Annotated in this window: 27 protein-coding genes and 1 tRNA gene; 23 read left to right on the top strand and 5 right to left on the bottom strand. The window is 40.1% G+C overall.

Annotated elements, in window-relative coordinates:
- Positions 1-82: 82 nt before the first annotated feature.
- Positions 83-313 carry a zinc ribbon domain-containing protein gene (locus tag HMPREF1128_RS07665; RefSeq protein ID WP_007526033.1) on the bottom strand — a complete coding sequence of 77 codons (231 nt, stop codon included), beginning with the start codon at positions 311-313 and terminating at the stop codon, positions 83-85.
- 259 nt (positions 314-572) lie between these two features.
- Between HMPREF1128_RS07665 and dnaK the strand changes: the two genes are divergently transcribed.
- From dnaK to mpl, 4 genes are all read left to right on the top strand, one after another.
- Positions 573-2,474 carry a molecular chaperone DnaK gene (gene dnaK, locus HMPREF1128_RS07660; protein ID WP_007526092.1) on the top strand — a complete coding sequence of 634 codons (1,902 nt, stop codon included), beginning with the start codon at positions 573-575 and terminating at the stop codon, positions 2,472-2,474.
- Between the two features lie 233 nt (positions 2,475-2,707).
- The gene (locus HMPREF1128_RS07655; protein WP_007526046.1) at positions 2,708-3,112 is read left to right on the top strand and encodes a GyrI-like domain-containing protein; all 405 of its coding nucleotides are present in this window, start codon (positions 2,708-2,710) and stop codon (positions 3,110-3,112) included.
- Between the two features lie 62 nt (positions 3,113-3,174).
- Entirely contained in the window at positions 3,175-4,317 is a 1,143-nt protein-coding gene (gene dnaJ / locus HMPREF1128_RS07650; RefSeq protein WP_007526088.1) for a molecular chaperone DnaJ, read from the top strand.
- A 230-nt stretch (positions 4,318-4,547) separates the two neighbouring features.
- Positions 4,548-5,912 carry a UDP-N-acetylmuramate:L-alanyl-gamma-D-glutamyl-meso-diaminopimelate ligase gene (mpl, locus tag HMPREF1128_RS07645; protein WP_007526006.1) on the top strand — a complete coding sequence of 455 codons (1,365 nt, stop codon included), beginning with the start codon at positions 4,548-4,550 and terminating at the stop codon, positions 5,910-5,912.
- A gap of 55 nt (positions 5,913-5,967) precedes the next feature.
- Here the strand turns inward: mpl and HMPREF1128_RS07640 are convergent, their stop codons facing one another.
- From HMPREF1128_RS07640 to HMPREF1128_RS07630, 3 genes are read right to left on the bottom strand one after another with little or no spacing between them, the layout of a single operon-like run.
- Complete coding sequence (locus tag HMPREF1128_RS07640) at positions 5,968-6,759, bottom strand: DUF4198 domain-containing protein (protein WP_007526020.1); 792 nt, start codon at positions 6,757-6,759, stop codon at positions 5,968-5,970.
- Between the two features lie 12 nt (positions 6,760-6,771).
- Entirely contained in the window at positions 6,772-6,897 is a 126-nt protein-coding gene (ykgO, locus tag HMPREF1128_RS07635; protein WP_007526060.1) for a type B 50S ribosomal protein L36, read from the bottom strand.
- A gap of 5 nt (positions 6,898-6,902) precedes the next feature.
- Positions 6,903-7,175, bottom strand: coding sequence for a type B 50S ribosomal protein L31 (locus tag HMPREF1128_RS07630; RefSeq protein ID WP_007526037.1), 273 nt, complete (start codon positions 7,173-7,175; stop codon positions 6,903-6,905).
- Between the two features lie 182 nt (positions 7,176-7,357).
- Here HMPREF1128_RS07630 and rpe point away from each other — a divergent pair, with 182 nt between their 5' ends.
- From rpe to valS, 14 genes are all read left to right on the top strand, one after another.
- On the top strand, positions 7,358-8,032 hold the full coding sequence (gene rpe / locus HMPREF1128_RS07625; protein WP_007526083.1) for a ribulose-phosphate 3-epimerase: 675 nt from the start codon (positions 7,358-7,360) through the stop codon (positions 8,030-8,032).
- A 246-nt stretch (positions 8,033-8,278) separates the two neighbouring features.
- The gene (acpP, locus tag HMPREF1128_RS07620; protein WP_007526009.1) at positions 8,279-8,512 is read left to right on the top strand and encodes an acyl carrier protein; all 234 of its coding nucleotides are present in this window, start codon (positions 8,279-8,281) and stop codon (positions 8,510-8,512) included.
- A 156-nt stretch (positions 8,513-8,668) separates the two neighbouring features.
- Positions 8,669-8,744 (top strand) — tRNA-Lys (locus HMPREF1128_RS07615).
- Between the two features lie 114 nt (positions 8,745-8,858).
- Positions 8,859-9,893, top strand: coding sequence for an endolytic transglycosylase MltG (gene mltG / locus HMPREF1128_RS07610; protein WP_007526068.1), 1,035 nt, complete (start codon positions 8,859-8,861; stop codon positions 9,891-9,893).
- Positions 9,894-9,903: 10 nt separating this feature from the next.
- The gene (gene tmk / locus HMPREF1128_RS07605) at positions 9,904-10,533 is read left to right on the top strand and encodes a dTMP kinase (protein WP_007526082.1); all 630 of its coding nucleotides are present in this window, start codon (positions 9,904-9,906) and stop codon (positions 10,531-10,533) included.
- A 20-nt stretch (positions 10,534-10,553) separates the two neighbouring features.
- Complete coding sequence (locus HMPREF1128_RS07600; protein ID WP_007526000.1) at positions 10,554-11,534, top strand: DNA polymerase III subunit delta'; 981 nt, start codon at positions 10,554-10,556, stop codon at positions 11,532-11,534.
- 14 nt (positions 11,535-11,548) lie between these two features.
- Positions 11,549-12,340 (top strand): TatD family hydrolase, encoded by a 792-nt coding sequence (locus HMPREF1128_RS07595; RefSeq protein WP_007526081.1) that lies wholly within the window; start codon positions 11,549-11,551, stop codon positions 12,338-12,340.
- A gap of 9 nt (positions 12,341-12,349) precedes the next feature.
- Positions 12,350-12,871, top strand: coding sequence for a DUF1523 family protein (locus HMPREF1128_RS07590; protein WP_007526052.1), 522 nt, complete (start codon positions 12,350-12,352; stop codon positions 12,869-12,871).
- 274 nt (positions 12,872-13,145) lie between these two features.
- Positions 13,146-13,493, top strand: a complete 348-nt coding sequence (locus HMPREF1128_RS07585) for a hypothetical protein (protein WP_007526002.1) — start codon at positions 13,146-13,148, stop codon at positions 13,491-13,493.
- A gap of 272 nt (positions 13,494-13,765) precedes the next feature.
- Positions 13,766-14,080 (top strand): N(4)-acetylcytidine aminohydrolase, encoded by a 315-nt coding sequence (gene yqfB, locus HMPREF1128_RS07580; protein ID WP_007526048.1) that lies wholly within the window; start codon positions 13,766-13,768, stop codon positions 14,078-14,080.
- Positions 14,081-14,117: 37 nt separating this feature from the next.
- Complete coding sequence (locus HMPREF1128_RS07575; protein ID WP_010128961.1) at positions 14,118-14,444, top strand: YceK/YidQ family lipoprotein; 327 nt, start codon at positions 14,118-14,120, stop codon at positions 14,442-14,444.
- A gap of 178 nt (positions 14,445-14,622) precedes the next feature.
- The gene (gene yqfB / locus HMPREF1128_RS07570; protein ID WP_007526079.1) at positions 14,623-14,937 is read left to right on the top strand and encodes a N(4)-acetylcytidine aminohydrolase; all 315 of its coding nucleotides are present in this window, start codon (positions 14,623-14,625) and stop codon (positions 14,935-14,937) included.
- Positions 14,938-14,949: 12 nt separating this feature from the next.
- Positions 14,950-15,582 carry a hypothetical protein gene (locus HMPREF1128_RS07565; RefSeq protein WP_007526089.1) on the top strand — a complete coding sequence of 211 codons (633 nt, stop codon included), beginning with the start codon at positions 14,950-14,952 and terminating at the stop codon, positions 15,580-15,582.
- A 37-nt stretch (positions 15,583-15,619) separates the two neighbouring features.
- Complete coding sequence (valS, locus tag HMPREF1128_RS07560) at positions 15,620-18,484, top strand: valine--tRNA ligase (protein WP_007526070.1); 2,865 nt, start codon at positions 15,620-15,622, stop codon at positions 18,482-18,484.
- Between the two features lie 146 nt (positions 18,485-18,630).
- On the opposite strand, the gene HMPREF1128_RS07555 is transcribed toward valS, so the two are convergent.
- Entirely contained in the window at positions 18,631-19,368 is a 738-nt protein-coding gene (locus tag HMPREF1128_RS07555) for a glutathione peroxidase (protein ID WP_007526043.1), read from the bottom strand.
- Positions 19,369-19,483: 115 nt separating this feature from the next.
- Here HMPREF1128_RS07555 and oxyR point away from each other — a divergent pair, with 115 nt between their 5' ends.
- From oxyR to HMPREF1128_RS07530, 5 genes are all read left to right on the top strand, one after another.
- On the top strand, positions 19,484-20,383 hold the full coding sequence (oxyR, locus tag HMPREF1128_RS07550; protein WP_007526056.1) for a DNA-binding transcriptional regulator OxyR: 900 nt from the start codon (positions 19,484-19,486) through the stop codon (positions 20,381-20,383).
- Complete coding sequence (gene fabR / locus HMPREF1128_RS07545) at positions 20,376-21,002, top strand: HTH-type transcriptional repressor FabR (RefSeq protein ID WP_007526064.1); 627 nt, start codon at positions 20,376-20,378, stop codon at positions 21,000-21,002. Before oxyR ends, fabR begins: the two co-directional genes overlap by 8 nt.
- A 1-nt stretch (position 21,003) precedes the next feature.
- Positions 21,004-21,513, top strand: coding sequence for a protein disulfide oxidoreductase (locus HMPREF1128_RS07540; RefSeq protein ID WP_007526085.1), 510 nt, complete (start codon positions 21,004-21,006; stop codon positions 21,511-21,513).
- 105 nt (positions 21,514-21,618) lie between these two features.
- Positions 21,619-22,008 carry a YbaN family protein gene (locus HMPREF1128_RS07535; RefSeq protein WP_007526074.1) on the top strand — a complete coding sequence of 130 codons (390 nt, stop codon included), beginning with the start codon at positions 21,619-21,621 and terminating at the stop codon, positions 22,006-22,008.
- Between the two features lie 94 nt (positions 22,009-22,102).
- A partial coding sequence (locus tag HMPREF1128_RS07530) for a helix-turn-helix domain-containing protein (RefSeq protein ID WP_007526073.1) occupies positions 22,103-22,362 on the top strand: 260 nt, incomplete at its 3' end.

The following is a 22,362-nucleotide window of genomic DNA, read 5'->3' as shown; positions in this document are numbered from 1 at the left end:
AAAAATGACCGCTTGTAATGTTTGTACAAGCGGTCATTTTTTATTGCTTTTTTACAAGTATAAAAGCTGATGATTGAGTGGGCTAGTTTTTCCACCAAGCAGCAAATCCGATCACCAATGCAAATACGGCTAACCAAAATAGCTGAATTTTCACATTTTGCCGAGTTAATTGCTGATTATGCAAACGGCGCTCTTCTAATTTTTGTTTATAAATTTCTAAATTTGCGGCATCAAACGAGAAGCCACAATGCGGGCAAAGTATTGCGCTTTCGCTAATTTTTCGGCGACACTCAGGGCAGCGATGTAATGCCATAATTTTCCTCAACACATAATATTTCCTGACAAGCGGGCAGATTTTAGCAAAAATTTGCAAATTTTTTTAATTTTGCCCTTGAAGCGTGTTTTTTTGTCCTTATTTATTGCTCCGTCTGAATGAGCGAATTCAAACGCTCCATTCTTTTGAATCACAGCTGATAAGAATTTTCTACGCTGGGCTTGAAAAGCGTTAAACGAACCTTATCTTTTCGGCAACAAAAACTAATTCAAACGAATTTATCTAGAGGGAAAAAATTATGGGAAAAATCATTGGTATTGACTTAGGTACAACAAACTCTTGTGTAGCAGTAATGGATGGCGACAAAGCGCGCGTGATTGAAAATGCAGAAGGTGCGCGTACCACTCCTTCAATCATTGCTTATACCGATAACGAAACTTTAGTTGGTCAACCAGCAAAACGCCAAGCAATTACTAACCCGAAAAATACATTATTCGCAATCAAACGTTTAATTGGTCGTCGTTTTGACAGTGAAGAAGTACAACGCGATATTAAAATTATGCCTTTTGAAATCGTGCGTGCAGATAACGGCGATGCGTGGGTAAATGTTAAAGGCGATAAATTAGCACCACCACAAATCTCTGCTGAAGTATTGAAAAAAATGAAAAAAACAGCAGAAGATTTCTTGGGTGAGCCAGTAACAGAAGCAGTAATTACTGTGCCTGCGTACTTCAACGATGCACAACGTCAAGCAACTATCGATGCAGGTAAAATTGCAGGCTTAGATGTAAAACGTATCATCAATGAACCAACAGCTGCAGCATTAGCATTCGGTTTAGGTTCAACTAAAGAAAACCAAGTGATTGCAGTTTACGACTTAGGTGGTGGTACATTCGATATTTCAATCATCGAAATTGATAACTTCGACGGCGAACAAACTTTTGAAGTATTAGCAACAGGTGGTAACACTCACTTAGGTGGTGAAGACTTCGATAACCGTGTAATCGACTACATCATTGATGAGTTCAAAAAAGAGCAAGGTGTTGATTTACGTAATGACCCAATGGCATTACAACGTGTGAAAGAAGCGGCTGAAAAAGCGAAAATTGAACTTTCATCAGCGCAATCTACAGAAGTGAACCTTCCGTATATCACAGCAGATGCAACAGGTCCTAAACACTTAGCAATCAGCGTAACGCGTGCGAAATTAGAAGCTTTAGTTGAAGATTTAGTAGCAAGCTCAATTGACTCATTAAAAGCAGTATTAAAAGATGCAGGTAAGAGCGTAAACGAAATCCACGATATCATTCTTGTGGGTGGTCAAACTCGTATGCCATTAGTACAACAAAAAGTAGCTGAATTCTTCGGTAAAGAAGCACGTAAAGACGTAAACCCAGACGAAGCGGTGGCAATTGGTGCTGCGGTTCAAGGTGGCGTATTAAAAGGTGATGTGAAAGACGTTCTATTATTAGACGTAACCCCATTATCACTTGGTATCGAAACCATGGGTGGCGTGATGACTACCTTAATTGAGAAAAACACCACGATCCCAACTAAAAAATCGCAAGTGTTCTCAACTGCGGAAGATAACCAAGCAGCGGTAACTATCCACGTGTTACAAGGTGAGCGTAAACGTGCGGCAGACAACAAATCTTTAGGTCAATTCAACCTAGAAGGTATCAACCCTGCACCGCGTGGTATGCCACAAATTGAAGTTACTTTCGACATCGATGCGAACGGCGTAATCAACGTATCGGCAAAAGATAAAAACACAGGTAAAGAGCAACAAATCCGCATTCAAGCGTCTTCTGGTTTATCTGATGAAGAAATTCAACAAATGGTTCGTGATGCAGAAGCGAATGCAGATGCAGACCGTAAATTTGAAGAGTTAGTTCAAGCGCGTAACCAAGCAGACGGTATCGCACACGCAACTCGTAAACAAATTACCGAAGCAGGTGATGCGTTAGCGGCTTCAGACAAAGAGAAAATTGAAGCAGCGGTGAACGAACTTGAAACTGCAGCAAAAGGCGAAGACAAAGCAGAGATTGAAGCGAAAATTGAAGCATTAATCAAAGCGTCTGAACCACTCATGCAAGCAGCGCAAGCAAAAGCACAAGCTGGCGAACAACCACAACAATCATCAGCAAAAGATGATGGTGTGGTAGATGCTGAATTTGAAGAAGTGAAAGACAACAAATAATTTCACAGCTCTTCGAGCATAAATAAAGGGCGTGGAAACACGCCCTTTTGGTGTATATAAATGATCCCCCTCTTTAGAAAAGAGGGGTTAGGGGAGATTTGATAGCGATATCAAATTCTCTTATGAGCTAAATTTACTTCTGCCAAATCTCCCCCCACCCCTCTTTGCTAAAGAGGGGAGTCTGTTACAAGCGGTCAAATTTACCCAGAATTTTGTAAATTTAAGGAATAGTTATGCCACTTACACTTTATCCATTTGCTACAATTCGTACGCATAACATAAAGGAAAATACCGCGGAAAAGATTGGACAGCTTTGGCAGAATAATTTTGCAAAATTGACTAAAAATGAGCCTTATTATGGTGTTTATCTGAATTACGAATCAGATTTTACGGGCTATTATGATGTTGCTGTTGCTCAAGAAAGTAAACCAGAAGGCAGTTTCTCAACCATTGAAATTGAAGATCTGACTTGGTATGAAATCTTCCCTACGAATTGTGAATCAGTAGTTCAAACGTGGCAACATATTTGGAATAAGGAAAAGCAAGGCTTATTAAAACGTGCTTATAAAGTAGATTTTGAAAAATATTATCCAAATGGCAAAGTAGATATTTACATTTCAATTCGCCCACATTGCTAAAAATAGCGAATGCAAGCGGTCAGAAATAACAAAATACTTGCAAATAAAAATACGGAAATACTATGGCAAAAAAAGATTATTACGAAGTCCTTGGCTTACAAAAAGGGGCGAGTGAGAGCGATATCAAACGTGCGTATAAACGTTTAGCGTCTAAACATCACCCGGATAAAAACCAAGGCAGCAAAGATGCAGAAGAAAAATTTAAAGAGATCAACGAAGCTTATGAAGTGCTAGGCGATGCTGAAAAACGTGCAGCTTACGACCAATATGGTCATGCAGCCTTTGAACAAGGCAGTGGCGGTGCTGGCGGCGGTTTTGGTGGCTTCGGTGGTGGTTTCGGCGGCTTTGAAGACATCTTCAGCGAAATGTTTGGTGGTGGTTTTGGCGGAGGTGGTCGCCGTCAACGTGTGGTACGTGGCGATGACTTACGTTACGACATCGAAATCACCTTAGAAGAAGCGGTAAAAGGCTGTAAAAAAGATATTCGCCTTTCTACATTAGCAGAGTGTGATACTTGCCACGGTACTGGTGCAGAAAAAGATTCTAAAGTGGAAACTTGTCCGCATTGTCACGGTTCTGGTCGAATTCGTCGCCAACAAGGTTTCTTTGTGAGTGAATCTGTTTGCCCAAGCTGTCACGGTTCAGGTAAAAAAATCGAGAAACCATGTAAATCTTGCCACGGTGATGGACGTGTTCAAAAAGCGAAAAACCTATCGGTCACTATTCCAGCAGGGGTAGATACGGGTAACCAATTACGCTTATCTGGCGAAGGTGCTGCAGGGGAAAATGGTGCACCAGCGGGCGATTTATATGTAGTGATTCACGTTCGTGACCATGAGATTTTTGAACGTGATGGTTCAAACCTTTACTGCGAAGTGCCAATTAGCTTCACTCAAGCTGCATTAGGCGGGGAGATTGAAGTGCCGACTTTAGAAGGCAAGTTGAAACTCAAAATCCCAGCCGAAACACAAACGGGTAAACTCTTCCGTGTACGTGGTAAAGGGGTGGCAAGCCCGAGAGGCGGTTACGCAGGCGACTTAATTTGCAAAGTGATTGTCGAAACACCAGTAAAATTAAGCGAAGAACAAAAAGATCTTCTGCGCAAATTGGAAGAAAGTTTTGATGGAAAAGGGAAGCATCGCCCTCAGCAAGAAGGCTTTTTAGATAGCGTGAAGAACTTCTTTAGCAATTTAGGTAAACACTAATCGCGCAAAAGGCTTAGCATAAAATGCTAAGCCTTTTTTCTTTTCGTGAGTCTGAATACTAGCTTACAAGCGGTTTGTTTTTCCCGAAGTTTTGCAAATTTTATCGTAAATCAGACCGCTTGTAAGGTGAGGAAAACATAGATGTGATAGAATATCGCAACTTTTTATCGCGCTAAGCGGTCGAAATTTTACGGGTTTTTGCAAAAATAGATGTGAAAGAAGGCAAGATAATGACAAAAAAACATATTCATATTTTAGGTATCTGCGGCACCTTTATGGGCGGTGTTGCGATGATCGCGCGCGAGTTGGGCTACCATGTTACTGGTTCGGATACTAACGTTTATCCGCCGATGAGTACTTTTTTAGAAAATCACGGCATTGAAATTATTCCGAATTATGATGTTGCGCAATTACAACCTGCGCCAGATTTAGTGGTGATTGGTAATGCGATGAGCCGTGGCAATCCGTGCGTGGAATATGTGTTAGATAACCAATTGAATTACATGTCTGGCCCGCAATGGTTGCATGATAATTTGCTAAAAGATCGTTGGGTATTAGCCGTTTCTGGTACACATGGCAAAACGACTACAACGGGAATGTTGGCGTGGATTTTGGAGAAAAACGGCATCGATGCGGGTTTCTTAATCGGTGGGGTTGCGGGTAATTTTGGGATTTCTGCGCGTGCAGGTTCAAGCAAATTCTTTGTGATTGAAGCCGATGAATATGATTCCGCCTTTTTCGATAAGCGTTCAAAATTCGTACATTACACGCCGAGAACGTTAATTATCAATAACATTGAATTTGACCATGCTGATATTTTTGATGACTTAAAAGCGATTCAACGTCAGTTCCATCATCTTGTGCGTACCATGCCACAAAGTGGCTGCATTTTGTCAGCAGTTTCCGATCAAAACGTACAAGATACGCTGAAAATGGGTGCATATAGCCAATTACAATTTATTGGTGCAGGAAAAGAGTGGTTTGCTAAACCATTAGTGGCAGATTGCTCAGCATTTGAAGTGTATCACTTTGGCGAAAAAGCCGGTGTGGTGCAATGGCAAATTATCGGCGCACACAATATGCACAATGCGTTAATGGCGATTGCTGCCAGCCATCATGCAGGTGTTTCTGTGGCGGGAGCATGTGAGGCGTTAGGTTCATTTATTAATGCGAATCGTCGTTTAGAAGTCAAAGGCGAAGTGCGCGGAGTCACTGTTTATGATGATTTTGCCCACCATCCAACTGCGATTGAAGCCACCATTGGTGCATTGCGTAGCAAAGTGGGGAAAGAGGCACGAATTCTTGCGGTGCTTGAGCCACGTTCTAACACGATGAAAATGGGCGTGCATAAGGAAGAGATTGCACCAAGTTTGAAAGATGCAGATGCGGTATTTGTGTATCAGCCGGAGACTATTCCATGGCAAGTGAGTGTAATTACTGATGCGTTAACTCAACCAGCAAAATGGTCTGCAAATTTAGATGAGCTAGTTGATGCGGTAAGGCGTGAAGCGAAAAGCGGTGATCACATCCTTGTGATGAGTAATGGTGCCTTCGGTGGCATTCACGCAAAACTTTTAGAAAAATTGACCGCTTGATAATAAACCCCCAACCTGATTTTCAGGTTGGGGGTTATGATTTAAGGCGGAAAAATTATTTCGCGATATCAAATGTCATACTTGCGTAGTGTTTAGATTTTTGACATTGCGCAGGATCACTAAATGGCACTTCATGCACCACAGCAGCTTTCCAGAAACCATCTTTTAATGGGATGATGTTAACTGTACCGTCTTCGCCAGTTGTATCAGAGAATGCTTGTGCTTCCACTTTGTGTGAATGGCTGTGGTCTTGAATATCAAATCCTTTGAACGTTGCAGTAAGCGTTGCATTTGGTAATGGCTCACCTTCGTATAATACAACAACTTTAAATGGTTCACCCACTTTCACTGATGCAGGGTTAACCATTGGCACAATTTCCAATTTGTGCCCTACTTTATCAGCAACCACATTCACACCGCTATCTTTACCTACATTGATAATCTGTTTCCCATACATAGAGGTTTGTTCGCAGTAAGTTGCATTCGGCGTATTTTTCATATCTGCTTGCTTCCAACCTTCGGCATTTTGCGACCAGAAAGTTGGCTTATAGGTTGCAGAGATAACATAACTACCTTCTGCTAAAGGTGCTTGGCTAACAAAATGATAGTTTTTATCGCCTGATTGTTTTAATGCTTCGCTGCCTTTAGCGCTTAATAAGTGCATTCCTTGCTCAAAAAAAGAAAGGCGTTTTTCTGGAATGGTTTCTAGCGTTGGGAATTCTCCATAACCTAAATCGGCTTGTAATACTTCACCAGCTTTTAATGGTGTGCTTTCGACCCAAACGCGGTGTGCGTGAGAAGAAGCTGCAAAAATACATAAAGAAGTAGCTAATAATAGTTTCTTCATTGAAGATCCTTGTTAACGTTGACGAGCTTTGAATCTCGGGTTGCTTTTACAAATGACATAAAGTTTGCCTTTGCGACGTACGATTTTGCAATCTTGGTGGCGAGTTTTCGCGCTTTTTAATGAGTTTAAAATTTGCATTTTGCTTATCCTTTGCGTTGAATGAGGCTTGCCATGCCTTTGAATTTATCGCTAAAGCGGCTTGCACGACCTTCAGTGTTCGCTTCACGGCGTTTACCTGTATAAACAGGGTGAGAAGCTGATGAAGTATCTAATGGGTAGAACGGATACTCTTTACCATCTGTCCAAGTCATTGTTTTTGAGGTTGCTGCGCATGAGCGAATAATCCAACCTTGTTGAGCTGAAGCATCATAAAATAATACCTCACGGTAGTTTTCTGGGTGGATGCCTTGTTTCATTTTATTTGTCTCCTAAACTAAATAATATCCATTATTAAATTATGGGAAAGCATGATACAACAAAATTTTTACATTTCAATAAATTTTTTATGGATTTTAAATTTTTTTTGTTTTATGACTTGTTTCTCTGTATTTTGCTTAAATCTGTGGTACTTTAAGCATAACTTTTAAGGAGGAGATTTATGGCTCGACAACCTTTTCTAATTGCCCCTTCTATTCTTTCTGCTGACTTAGCCCGACTAGGCGAGGATGTGAATGCAGTATTAGCTGCGGGTGGCGATATTATTCATTTTGATGTGATGGATAATCACTTCGTACCAAATTTAACTTTTGGCCCAGCCATTTGCCAAGCGTTACGTAACTACGGCATTACGGCTGAAATCGACGTGCATTTAATGGTTAAACCGGTAGAGCGCCTGATTCCAGAATTTGCTAAAGCGGGCGCAAACTACATTACGTTCCATCCAGAAGCAACCGATCATATCGATCGCAACTTACAGCTTATTCGTGAATTAGGCTGTAAAGCTGGCTTAGTGTTTAACCCAGCAACACCTTTACATTATTTAGATTATGTCATGGATAAAATCGATATGATTTTATTGATGGGGGTAAATCCGGGATTTGGCGGACAAAAATTTATTCCAAGCACATTAAACAAATTGCGTGAAGTACGTCATCGTATTGATGCTTCAGGCAGAAGCATTCGTTTAGAAGTGGATGGCGGTGTAAAAATCGAAAATATTGCTGAAATTGCTGAAGCGGGTGCAGATACTTTTGTTGCCGGTTCAGCGATTTTTGATCAGCCAGATTATAAGGCTGTGATTGACCAAATGAGAGCAAATCTTGCTGGTCTTTAAGAAATAAGCGGTCGTTTTTTGCAATTTTTTTGCAAATTTCACGGCTTTTAATGGATAAACCCTAGTCTTAATGTTAAAATGAAACAGCTTTTTCGCTTGCACTATGTTTAGCGAACCTTTTTAGTTCGAGTGTATCGAAAAGCTTATCTGGTTCGACCTTGCTATGCTAAGGTTGAATTTAGTGAATTTTTGACTACACTAACTAACTCTCGCATTTTGCGAATTTACTATAATAGGAAACACAAAATGAGCATTGAAGAACGCGTAAAAAAAATCATCGTTGATCAATTAGGCGCAGACGCTGCAGCAGTTAAACCTGAAGCTTCATTCATCGAAGATTTAGGCGCAGACTCTTTAGATACTGTTGAATTAGTAATGGCTTTAGAAGAAGAATTCGATATCGAAATTCCTGATGAAGAAGCTGAAAAAATTACAACAGTTCAATCAGCGATTGACTATGTAACAAAAGCAAACGCATAATTCAGTGAGGCGGTTTTTAAACCGCCTTATTTTTTATCTGACGGTTTGTTTAAAAATAACCAGATTGTGTTGAATTTATTCAGATAAAGCAAAAAACATAAAAAGGGCTTGCATTCGGTCTGAAAATCCGTATTATACACGCCTGTTACACATTAAGGGTCGTTAGCTCAGTCGGTAGAGCAGCGGACTTTTAATCCGTTGGTCGAAGGTTCGAATCCTTCACGACCCACCATGATTTCTTTATTTTCTCTTTAAATCATTTCTGAAATAGCATCAAAATTTGCCCGCTTATTCGCTTTTATAGTGTAAAATCCTTTCTCGAATTATTTTAGAAAATGTAAAACAGATGTTTAAGAAAATATTGATCGCATTAGGCTTGCTTGGCACGATGATTGGTGGTGCAGCATTTTATGCCTATCAAAAACTCAATGAGCTTGCCGAGCATCCATTAACTGCAAAAGCAGATCAGTTTTTTATTGTTGAAAAAGGCACCTCAAGCCAAAAATTAGCACAACTGCTTGAAGAACAGGGGATTGTTCAACATGATGATGTTCAATATTTGCCTTATTTGATTCGATTTAACCCGCAATTAAGCAAATTTAAAGCAGGAACTTATTCGCTTAATGGTTTAAAAACGGTTGAAGATTTACTTAAACACTTAAATTCAGGCAAAGAAGTGCAATTAAATGTGCAATTTATTGAAGGAAAAACCTTCAAAATTTGGCGTGAACAACTCTCAAAAGCCAGCTATTTGCAACATACTTTAAGTGAGAAATCTGAAGCAGAAATTGCGAATTTACTTGGTCTTCCACATGAGAAATTAGAAGGTTGGATTGCACCAGATACTTATAGCTATGTGCCAGGATCAACAGATTTAGACATTTTAAAGCGCGCTTATCAAAAGCAGCAAAAAGCTTTAGATGCAGCTTGGCAAAATAGAGCGGAAAATCTACCGCTTGCAAATCCTTATGAAATGTTGATTCTTGCTTCTATTGTGGAAAAAGAAACGGGGATTACGCAGGAACGCCCACAAGTTGCTTCAGTGTTTATCAATCGTTTACGAGCGAAAATGAAGCTACAAACCGACCCAACAGTGATTTATGGCATGGGTGATCGTTACACAGGCAATATTCGTAAAAAAGATTTAGAAGAAGCAACGCCTTATAATACTTATGTAATTGAGGGCTTGCCACCTACACCAATTGCGATGCCGAGTGAAGCGGCGTTAAAAGCAGTTTCTCAACCTGATAGTACGCCGTATTTTTATTTTGTGGCAGACGGTAGCGGTGGGCATAAATTTAGCCGCACTTTAGATGAACATAATAAAGCGGTGCGCGAATGGATGAAAATTGAGCATGAACGAAAAGTAGCTAAACCATAAGGAAAAAATCATGAAAGGTAAATTCATCGTATTAGAAGGTTTAGAAGGTGCAGGAAAAAGCACCGCGCATCAGGCGGTGTTAGCACAACTGAAAAAATCAGGCATTACGGATATCGTCATGACTCGAGAGCCGGGTGGCACACCATTAGCTGAAAAATTACGCCACTTAATCAAGCATGAATTGGAAGAGCCCGTATGCGATAAAGCAGAATTATTGATGTTATACGCTGCGCGTGTGCAGTTGGTAGAGAATGTGATTAAACCTGCACTTGCTGAAGGCAAATGGGTGTTAGGGGATCGACATGATATGTCTACGCAAGCTTATCAAGGTGGCGGTCGCCAGATTGATAGCCATTTATTAGACACACTTAAGAAAACGATTTTGGGTAAATTTGAGCCAGATTTCACAATTTATCTCGATATTGATCCGGTTATCGGCTTAGAACGGGCTCGTGGTCGGGGCGAATTAGATCGCATTGAACAGCAAAGCTTGGATTTCTTCTATCGCACTCGTCAGCGTTATTTGGCTTTAACGCAAAATAATGAAAAAGCGGTGATTATCAATGCTGAACAGCCACTAGAAAAAGTGGTGGCAGATATTCAACAAGCGGTTGAAAAATTCTTGTCATTTGCAAAATAGTTGGAAAAGAGATGGATAAGATGACACTTTATCCTTGGTTGGTGCCGATTTATCAGCAACTGACGCACACTTTTTTACAAGGGCGTGGCCACCATGCGTTGCTATTTAAAACAGAAGTTGGGCTAGGCACTGAGCAACTTATTAGCCAATTTGCAGATTGGTTGCTTTGCCAGATGCCACAAGGCGAAAAGCCTTGTCACCAATGTAAAAGTTGTTTGTTACGCCAAAGTGGTAACCATCCGGATTTTCACTTACTTGCGCCACAAGAAAGTAAGGAAATTTTGATCGACCAAGTGCGTGAGCTGAACCAACAGCTACAAACATTTGCGCAGCAAGGTGGCAATATTGTGGTGTACATTCAAGGGGCAGATAAACTGAATGAAGCCAGTAGTAATGCCTTATTGAAAACCTTAGAAGAACCGCATGCAGGCGTTTATTTTCTGTTAGAAGCACCGATTCAAGATGCCATTTTACCGACTATCCAAAGCCGTTGCCAAACCTATTTAATCACTGCGCCGAAGGCAGATAGTGCGATGCAATGGCTTGCAGAAGTTTGCCCGAATACATCGTTTGAAACACGACAAATTGCCTTGAACATTTGCCATCATCGCCCACTGATTTGCAAAAGTTTTCTTGAAAATGACCGCTTGCCAGTGCGCAAAGCATTTTTACAAACCTTTTGGCAATTTCTGAAAACGCGCGATGTATTCTTGCTCTATTCCGCTTTTGATAAAGAGAGGCTTTTTGAACAGCTGGAATGGTTAGAGAGCTTTTTTATCGACAGCCTTAAGGCAAAAATGGGCATTCAGCATGGCTGGATAAATACCGATTTGGGGAATGCAATTCCGATTTTTAGTCAACGTTTTGATGCACCGTTATTGCTTGAAGGACATCGAATTGTGCAACAAACTCAATGCGATTTGCGCGAAATTAATGCCGTAAATCAAGAGTTAATGTTGCTTGATGGCATTACAAAATTAGTGATAACCTTATTTGGATAATTATTTAAAAATTTATGTTAAAAGATTTATTTATTATTGACTCCCACTGTCATTTAGATTCATTAGATTATGAAACACGCCATAAAAATGTGGATGAAGTGATTGAAAATGCAAAAGCGCGCGGGGTAAATCATTTTATTTCGATTTGTACTACCGTTGGTCGCTTTGAAGCGATGAAAAATTTAACGGCACATCGCCCAGAAGTCTCACTTTCTTGCGGTGTGCATCCGCTCAATGTTGAAGAAGAGCCTTTTGATTACGATAAATTGCTGAGTTTTGCCCAAGATCCACGCGTGGTCGCTGTGGGCGAAACAGGCTTAGATTACCACTATGCGTTGGAATCTAAACCGCTACAAATTGCTAGTTTTGAACAGCAAATTGAGATTGCGAATAAAGTGAATAAACCACTGATTATTCACACTAGAAGTGCGCGCCAAGATACGATGGATATGTTAATTCAAGGTGGGGCAGAAAAATGTGGCGGCGTGCTACACTGTTTTACCGAAGATTATGAAATGGCAAAACGTGCCCTTGATATTGGCTTTTATATCTCCATTTCAGGTATTATTACCTTTAAAAATGCTGAAGAATTGCGAGATGTTGTGCGAAAATTACCGCTTGATCGATTATTAGTGGAAACGGATTCGCCTTATTTAGCGCCAATTCCTTATCGTGGTAAACCAAATCAGCCAGCCTATGTGCGCGAAACGTGCGAATATGTGGCAACATTAAAAGGGGTTTCGACAGAAGAATTTGCTCGCATTACTACCGAAAATGTACAAAAATTATTTAAAATTCAATTATAAGGAGCTGCCATGAAACAGATCATCAAATACTTTTTGATTTTAGTTTCTCTCTCATTCTTTATTGTTATTGGCGGGGTCGTGAATTATGCAATGCCAAGTTACGATGAAACTTATGTAACCGGCATGGAAGTGCGTCGCATGGACAAAGATGGCGTAATTAGCAAGTCAAATCCAGCAGATGGCGAAGTGCGCGATGTTTATTTCTTGTTTACCGAAAGTGAACCAAACAAAGTCATGGTATATCGCAATGAAGATACAGGTTGGGGCTTACCACCGTATTTCAAATTTGGCTCTGCAGATATTCAAGCAAAAGCGCAAGCCTATGCAAATGAAAAACAGCGCGTTCAAATTAAATACTACGGCTGGCGGATTAACTGGATGAATGAGTTCCGCAACATTGTCTCAATTAAACCATTGTTAGAAGGGGAAACGGTAGCAAAACCGATTGTAAGCTATGTGCTTTATGGTGTTATCGTGTTGCTATTCTTCCTTTCTGTACAGCTCATTCGCGGAATTTTCCGCAAAGAATAAATGATAGCGGGTAACCGCCACTATTATTCAAATCAACAAGCAGTGAGATTTCAACGATTTTTTGCAAAATATGATTGGAATCTTACCGCTTGTTTGCATTTAATCGATAAGAATCCCGCCCCTTATAGAAGATTTTTTGAGGATTTTCTGTTAAAATTTCGCACTTAATTTGAAAAAAACTATTAAAGGATACGCCTTGATCTTTCTTGAGATAGGTCGGCTATTTTAGGTTGGAAACAAACTTTTATACTATGGTATTTAATAGGTAATCAAGATGAAAAAATATCTTAAATGGCTTCCTTTAATTCTGTTATTAGCGAGCAAGACAACCTTTGCTGATGAAGGATATTCTATTCTTCAAGTCTCTGAATTAACTGCTGAAGAAAAGGAATTTGTCCAAGAAGCTTCTGATAATGGCGAATTGGACGGCTTTGTAGTGAAAACGACACAAGGGTTATTTGCGTTTCACTCTAGCACAAATTTAAAAGCGGCTGGCGTGCTTATCAATGCTAAGCCTAACCAGTGCGTGAAAGTGACGCCAAATCTTGATCTCTATGAGAAAGATGCGCTTATTTATGGCGTGACTTCAGCGAAAATTGTGAATTGTAAAACCAAGCGTTGAATAGATTAGGGGAAGAGAAAAACGGCTTTCTTCGTGATTGCTACTGCCAAATCTCCCCTAACCCCTCTTTGCTAAAGAGGGGGATTCCTTTATCAACTCAATATTATTGAACGAATTTCTTTTAATGTTAAAACATTAAACAGATAGATAAACTTTCTAATTCATTCCCCTCTTTAGTAAAGAGGGGTTAGGGGAGATTTGGCAGAATCAAACCTGAGCTAGTAAGTGATTTTGCAAAAATTGCTCAAATTTAACCGCTTGTAAGGAATAAAATGCAATCAAACGACATAACTTTTTATCAGCGTTTCGAAGCCGATATTCTCGCGGGGCGTAAAACAATCACTATTAGAGATAAATCCGAAAGCCATTTCAAATCAGGCGATATTTTACGTGTTGGTCGATTTGAAGATAACCAATATTTCTGTACGATTGAAGTGTTAAGTATGTCGCCGATCATGCTTGATAATCTTACAGAACAGCATGCAGCACAGGAAAATATGAGTTTGGCTGAATTGCGAGAAGTGATTAAAACAATTTATCCCAATGAAAGTGAGTTTTGGGTAATTCATTTTAAACTGATTAAATAATGCTAAGGTTTGATAACAGTTAAAAAAGGAAATCAAAATGAAAAAGCTTGTTCTAATCTTATCAAGTCTATCTCTTTATGGTTGTGGCACCTTAACGACACTGAAAGATCCTTGTCCTTATATTGGAACTCGATACGATTACAATATGGTGGCTGGTAATTTTTATGATGGTGTTGGCTTTAAGCATATGACCAGACCATTATATTTTATCGATTGGCCTTTATCTGTTGTGGCTGATACAGCATTGTTACCGATCAATATTCCTCGTTACTATCTATCAGATGATGAAGCAAGAAAATCGTGTGGGCAATACGGTGACCCAAATAATAAACATCCTTGGATAAAAGATAAAAAAGCAAATTAATATAACGGTGTGTTTATACTCACCCTACTAAGCAAGAGAAAAATAAATGACACAAAAATTTGAAATCCATTCCCCTCTTTAGCAAAGAGGGGTTAGGGGAGATTTGGCAGAATCAAATATTAGCCAGTAAGTGATTTTGCAAAAAAATGCTCAAATTTAACCGCTTGTAAGGAATAAAATGCAACCAAACGACATCACTTTTTACCAACGTTTCGAAGCTGATATTCTCGCAGGGCGTAAAACCATCACCATTCGGGATAAATCCGAAAGCCATTTTAAAGCAGGTGATATTTTACGTGTTGGACGATTTGAAGATAACCAATATTTCCGCACGATTGAAGTGTTAAGTGTGTCGCCGATTACTCTTGACGAGCTGACGGAACAACATGCAAAACAGGAAAATATGGGATTGGAGGAGTTGAAAGAAGTGATTCGGAGTATTTACCTGAATGAAGATAAGTTTATATTAATAAATTTTAGATTGAAAAATTAGAGGGAATTTGTTTTGAGAAAATATATTAAATCAATTTTATTATTTTCAATTTCACAGTTCTTAATTTCATGTACGAATTTAGATGTTGTTTCTTCAAGGTATGAAGATTATACAGGTGAAGATCATGCTATATTAAGTGTTAATAATTTTGCGACGCATATGATTTCTATTTATAAAAAAGATGAAGCTAGACAGTGTCTGGTTCAGGATGGTTTTTCTCAAGTATTAACTTTAAAAGAACCACTGATACCTAATTTTACTAGAGGTGTTTTTAGTAACTCACCGTTTAAGCATTTAGAAAAGTATTTATCTGAAAGTAAGGTAAAAGCTGACACTTATGTTAAATTGGTTGAACGTTCCAATAATGCATTGATTGAAGATCAAGTTTTTAAATTTATAGTTCAAGATAAGGGATATTATTATCTTAAACAAGTAGCTAATAAACCTATTTATAATTTAGATAGAGATACAATTATTGATGAAGTGTTCTATCTTTTACCAAATGAAAAGGGACTTTATAATACTGAAATTTATTTCAAAGAAATAAAAAAATATCATTTTAAATTTAGTCCAGCTAAAACAGATAGCGTTATTCATTATAAGGGTGGAATTCCAGCAAAAAAATGGGATCTGCCTGAATGCTAAATAATTAAATTTCACGCTAGGTAAAGAGAAAAAATAAATGACACAAAAATTCGAAATGGCAGACCGTTTTAATCCGTCTGCGGTAGAACAAGCCCTTTATCAACATTGGGAAGAGAGCGGTTATTTTAAACCGTCTGAAAATGAAAACGCGCCGAGCTATTGCATTGCAATTCCTCCACCGAATGTAACGGGTTCCCTACACATGGGGCACGCTTTCCAACAAACCTTAATGGATACTTTAATCCGTTTTAACCGTATGGAAGGGCATAATACCTTATGGCAAGCGGGGACAGACCATGCGGGTATTGCAACCCAAATGGTGGTGGAACGTAAAATTGCCGCTGAAGAAGGCAAAACCCGCCACGATTATGGTCGTGAAGCGTTCATCAACAAAATCTGGGATTGGAAAGCTTATTCAGGCGGCACAATTAGCCAACAAATGCGTCGTTTAGGTAACTCAATCGACTGGGAACGCGAGCGTTTCACTATGGACGATGGTTTATCGAATGCGGTAAAAGAAGTGTTTGTTCGCTTGCATGAAGAAGGGTTGATTTACCGTGGCAAACGCTTAGTAAACTGGGATCCAAAACTTCACACCGCGATTTCTGATTTAGAAGTAGAAAACAAAGAGAGCAAAGGTTCTCTTTGGCATTTCCGTTATCCGTTAGCTAACGGTGCAAAAACGGCAGATGGTAAAGATTATTTAGTCGTCGCAACTACGCGTCCAGAAACCATGTTGGGCGATACAGCGGTGGCGGTGCATCCTGAAGATGAACGTTATCAATCTTTAATCGGTAAAACCGTGGTTCTTCCGCTGGCAAATCGTGAAATTCCGATTATTGCCGATGAATATGTCGATCGTGAATTCGGTACTGGTGTGGTAAAAATCACCCCTGCTCATGACTTCAACGACTATGAAGTGGGTAAACGTCACAGCTTACCGATGGTTAACGTGTTAACTTTAAATGCGGATATTCGTGATGAAGCAGAAATTATCGGCACCGATGGCAAACCACTTGCTGGCTATGAAGCGACTATTCCGGCGGATTACCGTGGCTTAGAGCGTTTTGTTGCACGTAAGAAAATCGTGGCAGATTTTGAAGCACTAGGTTTATTAGACGAAATTAAACCACACGATCTCAAAGTGCCTTATGGCGACCGTGGTGGAGTGCCAATCGAGCCGATGCTAACCGACCAATGGTATGTGAGCGTAAAACCGCTTGCTGATGTGGCGATTAAAGCGGTGGAAGACGGCGAAATCCAATTCGTGCCAAAACAATACGAAAACCTTTACTTCTCTTGGATGCGCGATATTCAAGATTGGTGTATCTCTCGCCAACTTTGGTGGGGACACCGTATTCCTGCGTGGTATGACTCAGAAGGCAACGTGTATGTGGCACGCAACGAAGAAGAAGTGCGGTCAAAATACAACTTAGATTCTGTGGTTGAACTTAAACAAGATGAAGATGTGTTAGACACGTGGTTCTCATCAGGTTTGTGGACGTTCTCTACCTTAGGTTGGCCAGAGCAAACTAAAGAGCTCAAAATGTTCCATCCAACGGATGTGTTAATCACAGGCTTTGACATCATCTTCTTCTGGGTTGCGCGTATGATTATGTTTACGATGCACTTCGTGAAAGATGAAAACGGCAAACCGCAAGTACCATTTAAAACGGTATATGTAACTGGCTTAATCCGTGATGAGCAAGGTCAAAAAATGTCGAAATCAAAAGGTAACGTACTTGACCCAATCGATATGATTGACGGTATTAGCCTTGACGATTTACTTGAAAAACGCACTGGCAACATGATGCAGCCGCAATTAGCGGAGAAAATTGCCAAAGCGACTCGCAAAGAATTTGCTGAAGGTATTGCAGCTCACGGTACAGACGCATTACGTTTTACATTAGCCGCATTGGCTTCAAACGGTCGCGATATCAACTGGGATATGAAACGTTTAGAAGGCTACCGTAACTTCTGTAATAAATTGTGGAATGCAAGCCGTTTCGTCTTAACAAATGAAAAATTGGATTTAAGTGAAGGTGAGATCGAATTCTCATTAGCCGATCGTTGGATTCAATCAGAATTCAATCGTACCGTGGAAACTTTCCGTAACTCATTAAGCCAATATCGTTTCGATCTTTGTGCCAATGTGATTTATGAGTTTACTTGGAACCAATTCTGTGACTGGTATTTAGAATTGACTAAACCAGTATTTGCCAACGGCAACGCAGCACAAATCCGTGCAGCAAGCCAAACTTTGGTTCACGTGTTAGAGAAATTATTACGTTTAGCACATCCGCTCATTCCATTTATTACCGAAGAAATTTGGCAAAAAGTGAAAGGTTTTGTCGGCATTACGGCTGACAGCATTATGTTACAACCTTTCCCACAAGTGGAAGAAAACGGCTTTGATCCAGAAGCAGAAGCTGAAATTGAGTGGTTAAAAGAAGTGATCGTTGCGGTACGTAACATCCGTGCAGAAAGCAACATCGCACCAAGCAAAGGATTAGATCTGTTATTCCGTAATTTAAGTGCAGAAAATGCAAAAATTCTCGAAAAACAGACCGCTCTTTTGAAAGCGATGGCGAAATTAGACAACGTTCAAGCATTAGCCGCAAACGAAACCGCACCACTTGCGGTAGCGAAACTCGTGGGCAATGCTGAATTGCTCGTACCAATGGCTGGCTTTATCAATAAAGAAGCAGAGCTTGCCCGTTTAACCAAAGAGATTGAAAAATATCAAAATGAGGTTAAACGTATCGAAAACAAACTCAGCAATGAAGCTTTCGTGGCTAAAGCACCAGAAGCGGTGATTGCGAAAGAACGCGAAAAACAAGCGGAATACCAATCTGGATTAGAAAAAATCCAAGAGCAGTATAAAGCGATTGAAGCGTTGTAGTTTTAAAACGAAGTAAACAAGCGGTCGGATTTTGAAGATGTTTTGCAGATTTGAAATTTGACCGTTTTTTTATTTACTTCCTATAAAAGGAAAAATAAAAAAAGCTAAACCAGAAGGTTTAGCTTTTTTCGTATTTTTAACTACGATTATTTTACATCAAAATGTGCTTGTAAATCGTCGCTACCACCGATGTGTTTACCACCGATAAATACTTGTGGAACGGTTGTACGGCCAGTGATTGCGCGTAATGATGTAGTTGATGCATCTTTACCTAATACGATTTCTTCAAACGGTAAGCCTTTGGTTTCTAACAATGCTTTCGCTTTTGCACAGAATGGGCAACCTGGTTTAGTGATGATAGACACAGATGGTTTTGGTGCCCATGTTGGGCTTAAGAATTTGATCATAGTGTCTGCATCAGAAACTTTGAACGGGTCACCTGGTTCTTGTGGTTCGATGAACATTTTTTCAACTACGCCGTTTACCACGTACATAGAATAGCGCCATGAACGATCGCCGAAACCTAAGTCATCTTTGCTCACTAACATGCCCATACCTTTAGTGAATTCGCCGTTACCATCTGGAATAACGGTTACGTTTTCACATTCTTGGTCTGCTTTCCATGCGTTCATAACAAAAGTATCGTTTACAGAAATACAAACGATTTCATCTACGCCTAAAGCGAAGAATTCTTTTGCTAATTCGTTGTAACGTGGTAAGTGAGTTGATGAACAAGTTGGAGTGAATGCGCCCGGTAATGAGAACACAACCACTTTTTTGTTGTTGAATAATTGATCAGTTGTAACGTCAACCCATGCATCGCCTTGGCGAGTGTGGAAAGTTACTGAAGGTACTTTTTTACCTGTCATATCAGTTAATGCCATGATTTTCTCCCAGTTTTGGTCTGATGATTTGAAAAACTGGGGGCATTCTACACATAAATGTGCCATAATTCAGCTTATTTGATTGATAGGTAAGACTGATAAAGAAGGAGTCTGCGTGAACATTAGAGACTTAGAATATTTAATTGCATTGGCAGAGCATAAACATTTCCGACGCGCGGCAGAAGCATGTAATGTAAGCCAGCCCACACTAAGCGGTCAGATTCGTAAATTAGAAGATGAATTAGGTACAATTTTACTAGAGCGCACTAGCCGTAAAGTGCTGTTTACTCAAGCAGGCCTTACATTAGTTGATCAAGCCAAAGTTGTTTTGCGTGAAGTAAAAGTATTGCGTGAGATGGCAAGCAACCAAGGCAAAGAGATGTCTGGCCCGCTTCATGTTGGAATTATTCCAACGCTTGCGCCATATATTACGCCAATTATTATTCCAGCGCTGAAAGAACACTTCCCAGCGCTTGAACTTTATATTTATGAACTACGTAGCTCACAGGTGATTGATCAGCTTGAATCGGGTCAGCTGGATTGCGCAATTTTAGCGTTAATGAAAGAAACTGAACCATTTATTGAAGTTCGTCTATTTAATGAAGAAATGCGTTTAGCGGTATCAGATAAGCACGCTTGGGCAAAACAGCAGCATGTGCCACTATCAGATTTGCGTGAAAAAGAGCTTCTTTTCTTAGATGAAGGCAACTGCTTACGCACGCAAACATTAGATTATTGTCTTTCAATGGGTGCAAAAGAAAGTGAACATTTCAAAGCGACTAACTTAGAAACGCTACGGAATATGGTAGCGGCAGATGTCGGTATTTCATTGATTCCGAAATTGGCAACCAAGCCAACGGAAGGGGTGAATTATTTAACCTTTGACGAGCCACAACCTTACCGCGCGATTGGTTTAATCTATCGTCCAGGTTCACCACTTCGTCTGCGCTATGAACGACTTGCACAAGCGGTAAGTGAGATTATGCGCAACGAAATTGAGGCAAAACATGAGTAATATTGGTGTTCGTGCGCAGCAAAAAGAGAAAACACGCCGCGCTTTGATTGATGCAGCGTTTAACCAACTCAGCGCAGAGAAAAGTTTTAGCAATTTAAGCCTTCGAGAAGTTGCTCGTGAGGCAGAAATTGCACCAACTTCGTTTTATCGCCATTTTAAAGATATGGATGAGCTTGGGCTTGCGATGGTGGATGAAGCAGGTCTTGTACTGCGCCAGTTGATGCGTCAAGCCCGCAAGCGTATTGAAAATGGTGGGAGTGTGGTTGCGCTATCGGTAGATACCTTCTTTGAATTGATTGCAGATCGTCCCAATGTTTTTCGCTTATTATTGCGTGAAAGTTCGGGGACTTCATTAGTCTTCCGTACCGCAGTTGCGCGCGAGATTAAGCATTTTGTGGCAGAGTTGACCGAATATATTACTGCTAAATATTCTAGTCGCGATAGCGACATTGCTTATATTCAAGCAGAAGGGTTGGTTACACTGGTGTTTACGGCTGGCTTACACGCATTAGATATGAATATGAGCGAGCGCGAAAAGCTTAAAAAACGGGTGATTACTCAACTGAGAATGTTGGCACATGGTGCTGCGGCATATACACATCATCAGCAAGGAAAATAAGATGCAAACTAAAACCGCATTACTAAAAACCTGGTTGAAAAATATTGTGATTTACGGTGCGCTGTTTATTGTAATCAGTGTGGCAGTGGATTGGTATCGTAAGCCAAGTTCGCCCGTGCAATTTGCTAGCCAAGTGCTGACAGACACCCAAAATCAGCCGCAAATTATTGCGCAATTAAGCCATGAAAAAACGATGTTGCTTTATTTCTGGGGCAGCTGGTGTCATTTTTGCCAAATTACTTCGCCGGCTGTTGATCGATTGGCGCAAGAAGGTGTACCGGTTTTAGGCGTGGCGTTGAAATCAGGTAGTCCTGAGTCGGTCAATGCTTACCTTGCCGAAAACGGCTACCATTTCCCGACCCTGAATGATCCCAATGGGGAGTTTTCTAAACTGTGGGATATTCAAGCAACGCCCACCATTCTAATAATAAAAAATGGCGAAATTAAGCAATACACCACGGGGCTGACAACCTATTGGGGGTTAAAAGCCAGAATGGCGTTAGCTTACTAATTTTACAAGCGGTCAAATTTTTAAAATGATTTGCAACAGCATAAGATGTTGCAAATCATTTTTATTTGTAGATAATGGCACTCATTATTTTTTATCAAGACGATTATGAAACCGATTTACGCAATTTTAGGCTTTATTTTTTTGGGCATTGGTATTACCGGCATTATTATCCCTGGCATGCCCGGTACGGTATTTCTTTTGATTGCGCTTTTTTGTTTCGGTAAAAGCTCAGAGCGTTTGCATGACTGGTTCTTACAAACCCAGATATATCAAGATCACCTTAAGTCCTACCATGAAACGCGCGCATTAAGCCGCAAAGCGAAGTGGCGGATTTTACTGATTTCCACCATTGGAATGGGGATTGGTTTTGTGATGAGCGGTGCTGTTTGGGCACGCGTGATTATTGCGCTTTCATTATTGGTTCAATACGCAGTTTTCTTTTGGGTTATCCCAACTTTAGAAGAAACACCCCCAGCTGAGGCAATGGCACGTTAAATACAAGCGGTCGAATTTCGCAAAATTTTTGCAAAATCTGACCGCTTGTTGATCTGCACTCCAAAATCTGGACACCTAATTTGAGGTGCAGATTATGTCCTACTCTTATCAATTTCGTTTGAAAATTATCAAACTCGTCACCGAACAAGATTATGGTATCCGTGAGGTGGCTAAACTTCATAAAATTTCCCATGCTCTCGTTATTTATTGGCTAAAAGCATTTCGGGAAAGAGGGCTTGATGGCGTAAAATCGCCTTATACGAACCTTCAAACACCGAAAATAGTGAAGCCAAAGATGAAAAAGAAAGACATTGAAATTCCAGAAACTACAGACTTTTCACCTAAAGCGTTTAA

The organism is Haemophilus sputorum HK 2154 (assembly GCF_000287615.1).
In the GTDB taxonomy this organism is placed as follows: domain Bacteria; phylum Pseudomonadota; class Gammaproteobacteria; order Enterobacterales; family Pasteurellaceae; genus Haemophilus_A; species Haemophilus_A sputorum.
The sequence above is the reverse complement of the archived record's forward strand: the minus strand, read 5'-3'. Positions and strand labels throughout refer to the sequence as shown.

Coding starts and splice junctions, on each gene's coding strand:
- HMPREF1128_RS07665 (WP_007526033.1), bottom strand. CDS start 313: ATGGCATTACATCGCTGCCCTGAGTGTCGCCGAAAAATTAGCGAAAGC.
- dnaK (WP_007526092.1), top strand. CDS start 573: ATGGGAAAAATCATTGGTATTGACTTAGGTACAACAAACTCTTGTGTA.
- HMPREF1128_RS07655 (WP_007526046.1), top strand. CDS start 2,708: ATGCCACTTACACTTTATCCATTTGCTACAATTCGTACGCATAACATA.
- dnaJ (WP_007526088.1), top strand. CDS start 3,175: ATGGCAAAAAAAGATTATTACGAAGTCCTTGGCTTACAAAAAGGGGCG.
- mpl (WP_007526006.1), top strand. CDS start 4,548: ATGACAAAAAAACATATTCATATTTTAGGTATCTGCGGCACCTTTATG.
- HMPREF1128_RS07640 (WP_007526020.1), bottom strand. CDS start 6,759: ATGAAGAAACTATTATTAGCTACTTCTTTATGTATTTTTGCAGCTTCT.
- ykgO (WP_007526060.1), bottom strand. CDS start 6,897: ATGCAAATTTTAAACTCATTAAAAAGCGCGAAAACTCGCCACCAAGAT.
- HMPREF1128_RS07630 (WP_007526037.1), bottom strand. CDS start 7,175: ATGAAACAAGGCATCCACCCAGAAAACTACCGTGAGGTATTATTTTAT.
- rpe (WP_007526083.1), top strand. CDS start 7,358: ATGGCTCGACAACCTTTTCTAATTGCCCCTTCTATTCTTTCTGCTGAC.
- acpP (WP_007526009.1), top strand. CDS start 8,279: ATGAGCATTGAAGAACGCGTAAAAAAAATCATCGTTGATCAATTAGGC.
- mltG (WP_007526068.1), top strand. CDS start 8,859: ATGTTTAAGAAAATATTGATCGCATTAGGCTTGCTTGGCACGATGATT.
- tmk (WP_007526082.1), top strand. CDS start 9,904: ATGAAAGGTAAATTCATCGTATTAGAAGGTTTAGAAGGTGCAGGAAAA.
- HMPREF1128_RS07600 (WP_007526000.1), top strand. CDS start 10,554: ATGACACTTTATCCTTGGTTGGTGCCGATTTATCAGCAACTGACGCAC.
- HMPREF1128_RS07595 (WP_007526081.1), top strand. CDS start 11,549: ATGTTAAAAGATTTATTTATTATTGACTCCCACTGTCATTTAGATTCA.
- HMPREF1128_RS07590 (WP_007526052.1), top strand. CDS start 12,350: ATGAAACAGATCATCAAATACTTTTTGATTTTAGTTTCTCTCTCATTC.
- HMPREF1128_RS07585 (WP_007526002.1), top strand. CDS start 13,146: ATGAAAAAATATCTTAAATGGCTTCCTTTAATTCTGTTATTAGCGAGC.
- yqfB (WP_007526048.1), top strand. CDS start 13,766: ATGCAATCAAACGACATAACTTTTTATCAGCGTTTCGAAGCCGATATT.
- HMPREF1128_RS07575 (WP_010128961.1), top strand. CDS start 14,118: ATGAAAAAGCTTGTTCTAATCTTATCAAGTCTATCTCTTTATGGTTGT.
- yqfB (WP_007526079.1), top strand. CDS start 14,623: ATGCAACCAAACGACATCACTTTTTACCAACGTTTCGAAGCTGATATT.
- valS (WP_007526070.1), top strand. CDS start 15,620: ATGACACAAAAATTCGAAATGGCAGACCGTTTTAATCCGTCTGCGGTA.
- HMPREF1128_RS07555 (WP_007526043.1), bottom strand. CDS start 19,368: ATGGCATTAACTGATATGACAGGTAAAAAAGTACCTTCAGTAACTTTC.
- fabR (WP_007526064.1), top strand. CDS start 20,376: ATGAGTAATATTGGTGTTCGTGCGCAGCAAAAAGAGAAAACACGCCGC.
- HMPREF1128_RS07540 (WP_007526085.1), top strand. CDS start 21,004: ATGCAAACTAAAACCGCATTACTAAAAACCTGGTTGAAAAATATTGTG.
- HMPREF1128_RS07535 (WP_007526074.1), top strand. CDS start 21,619: ATGAAACCGATTTACGCAATTTTAGGCTTTATTTTTTTGGGCATTGGT.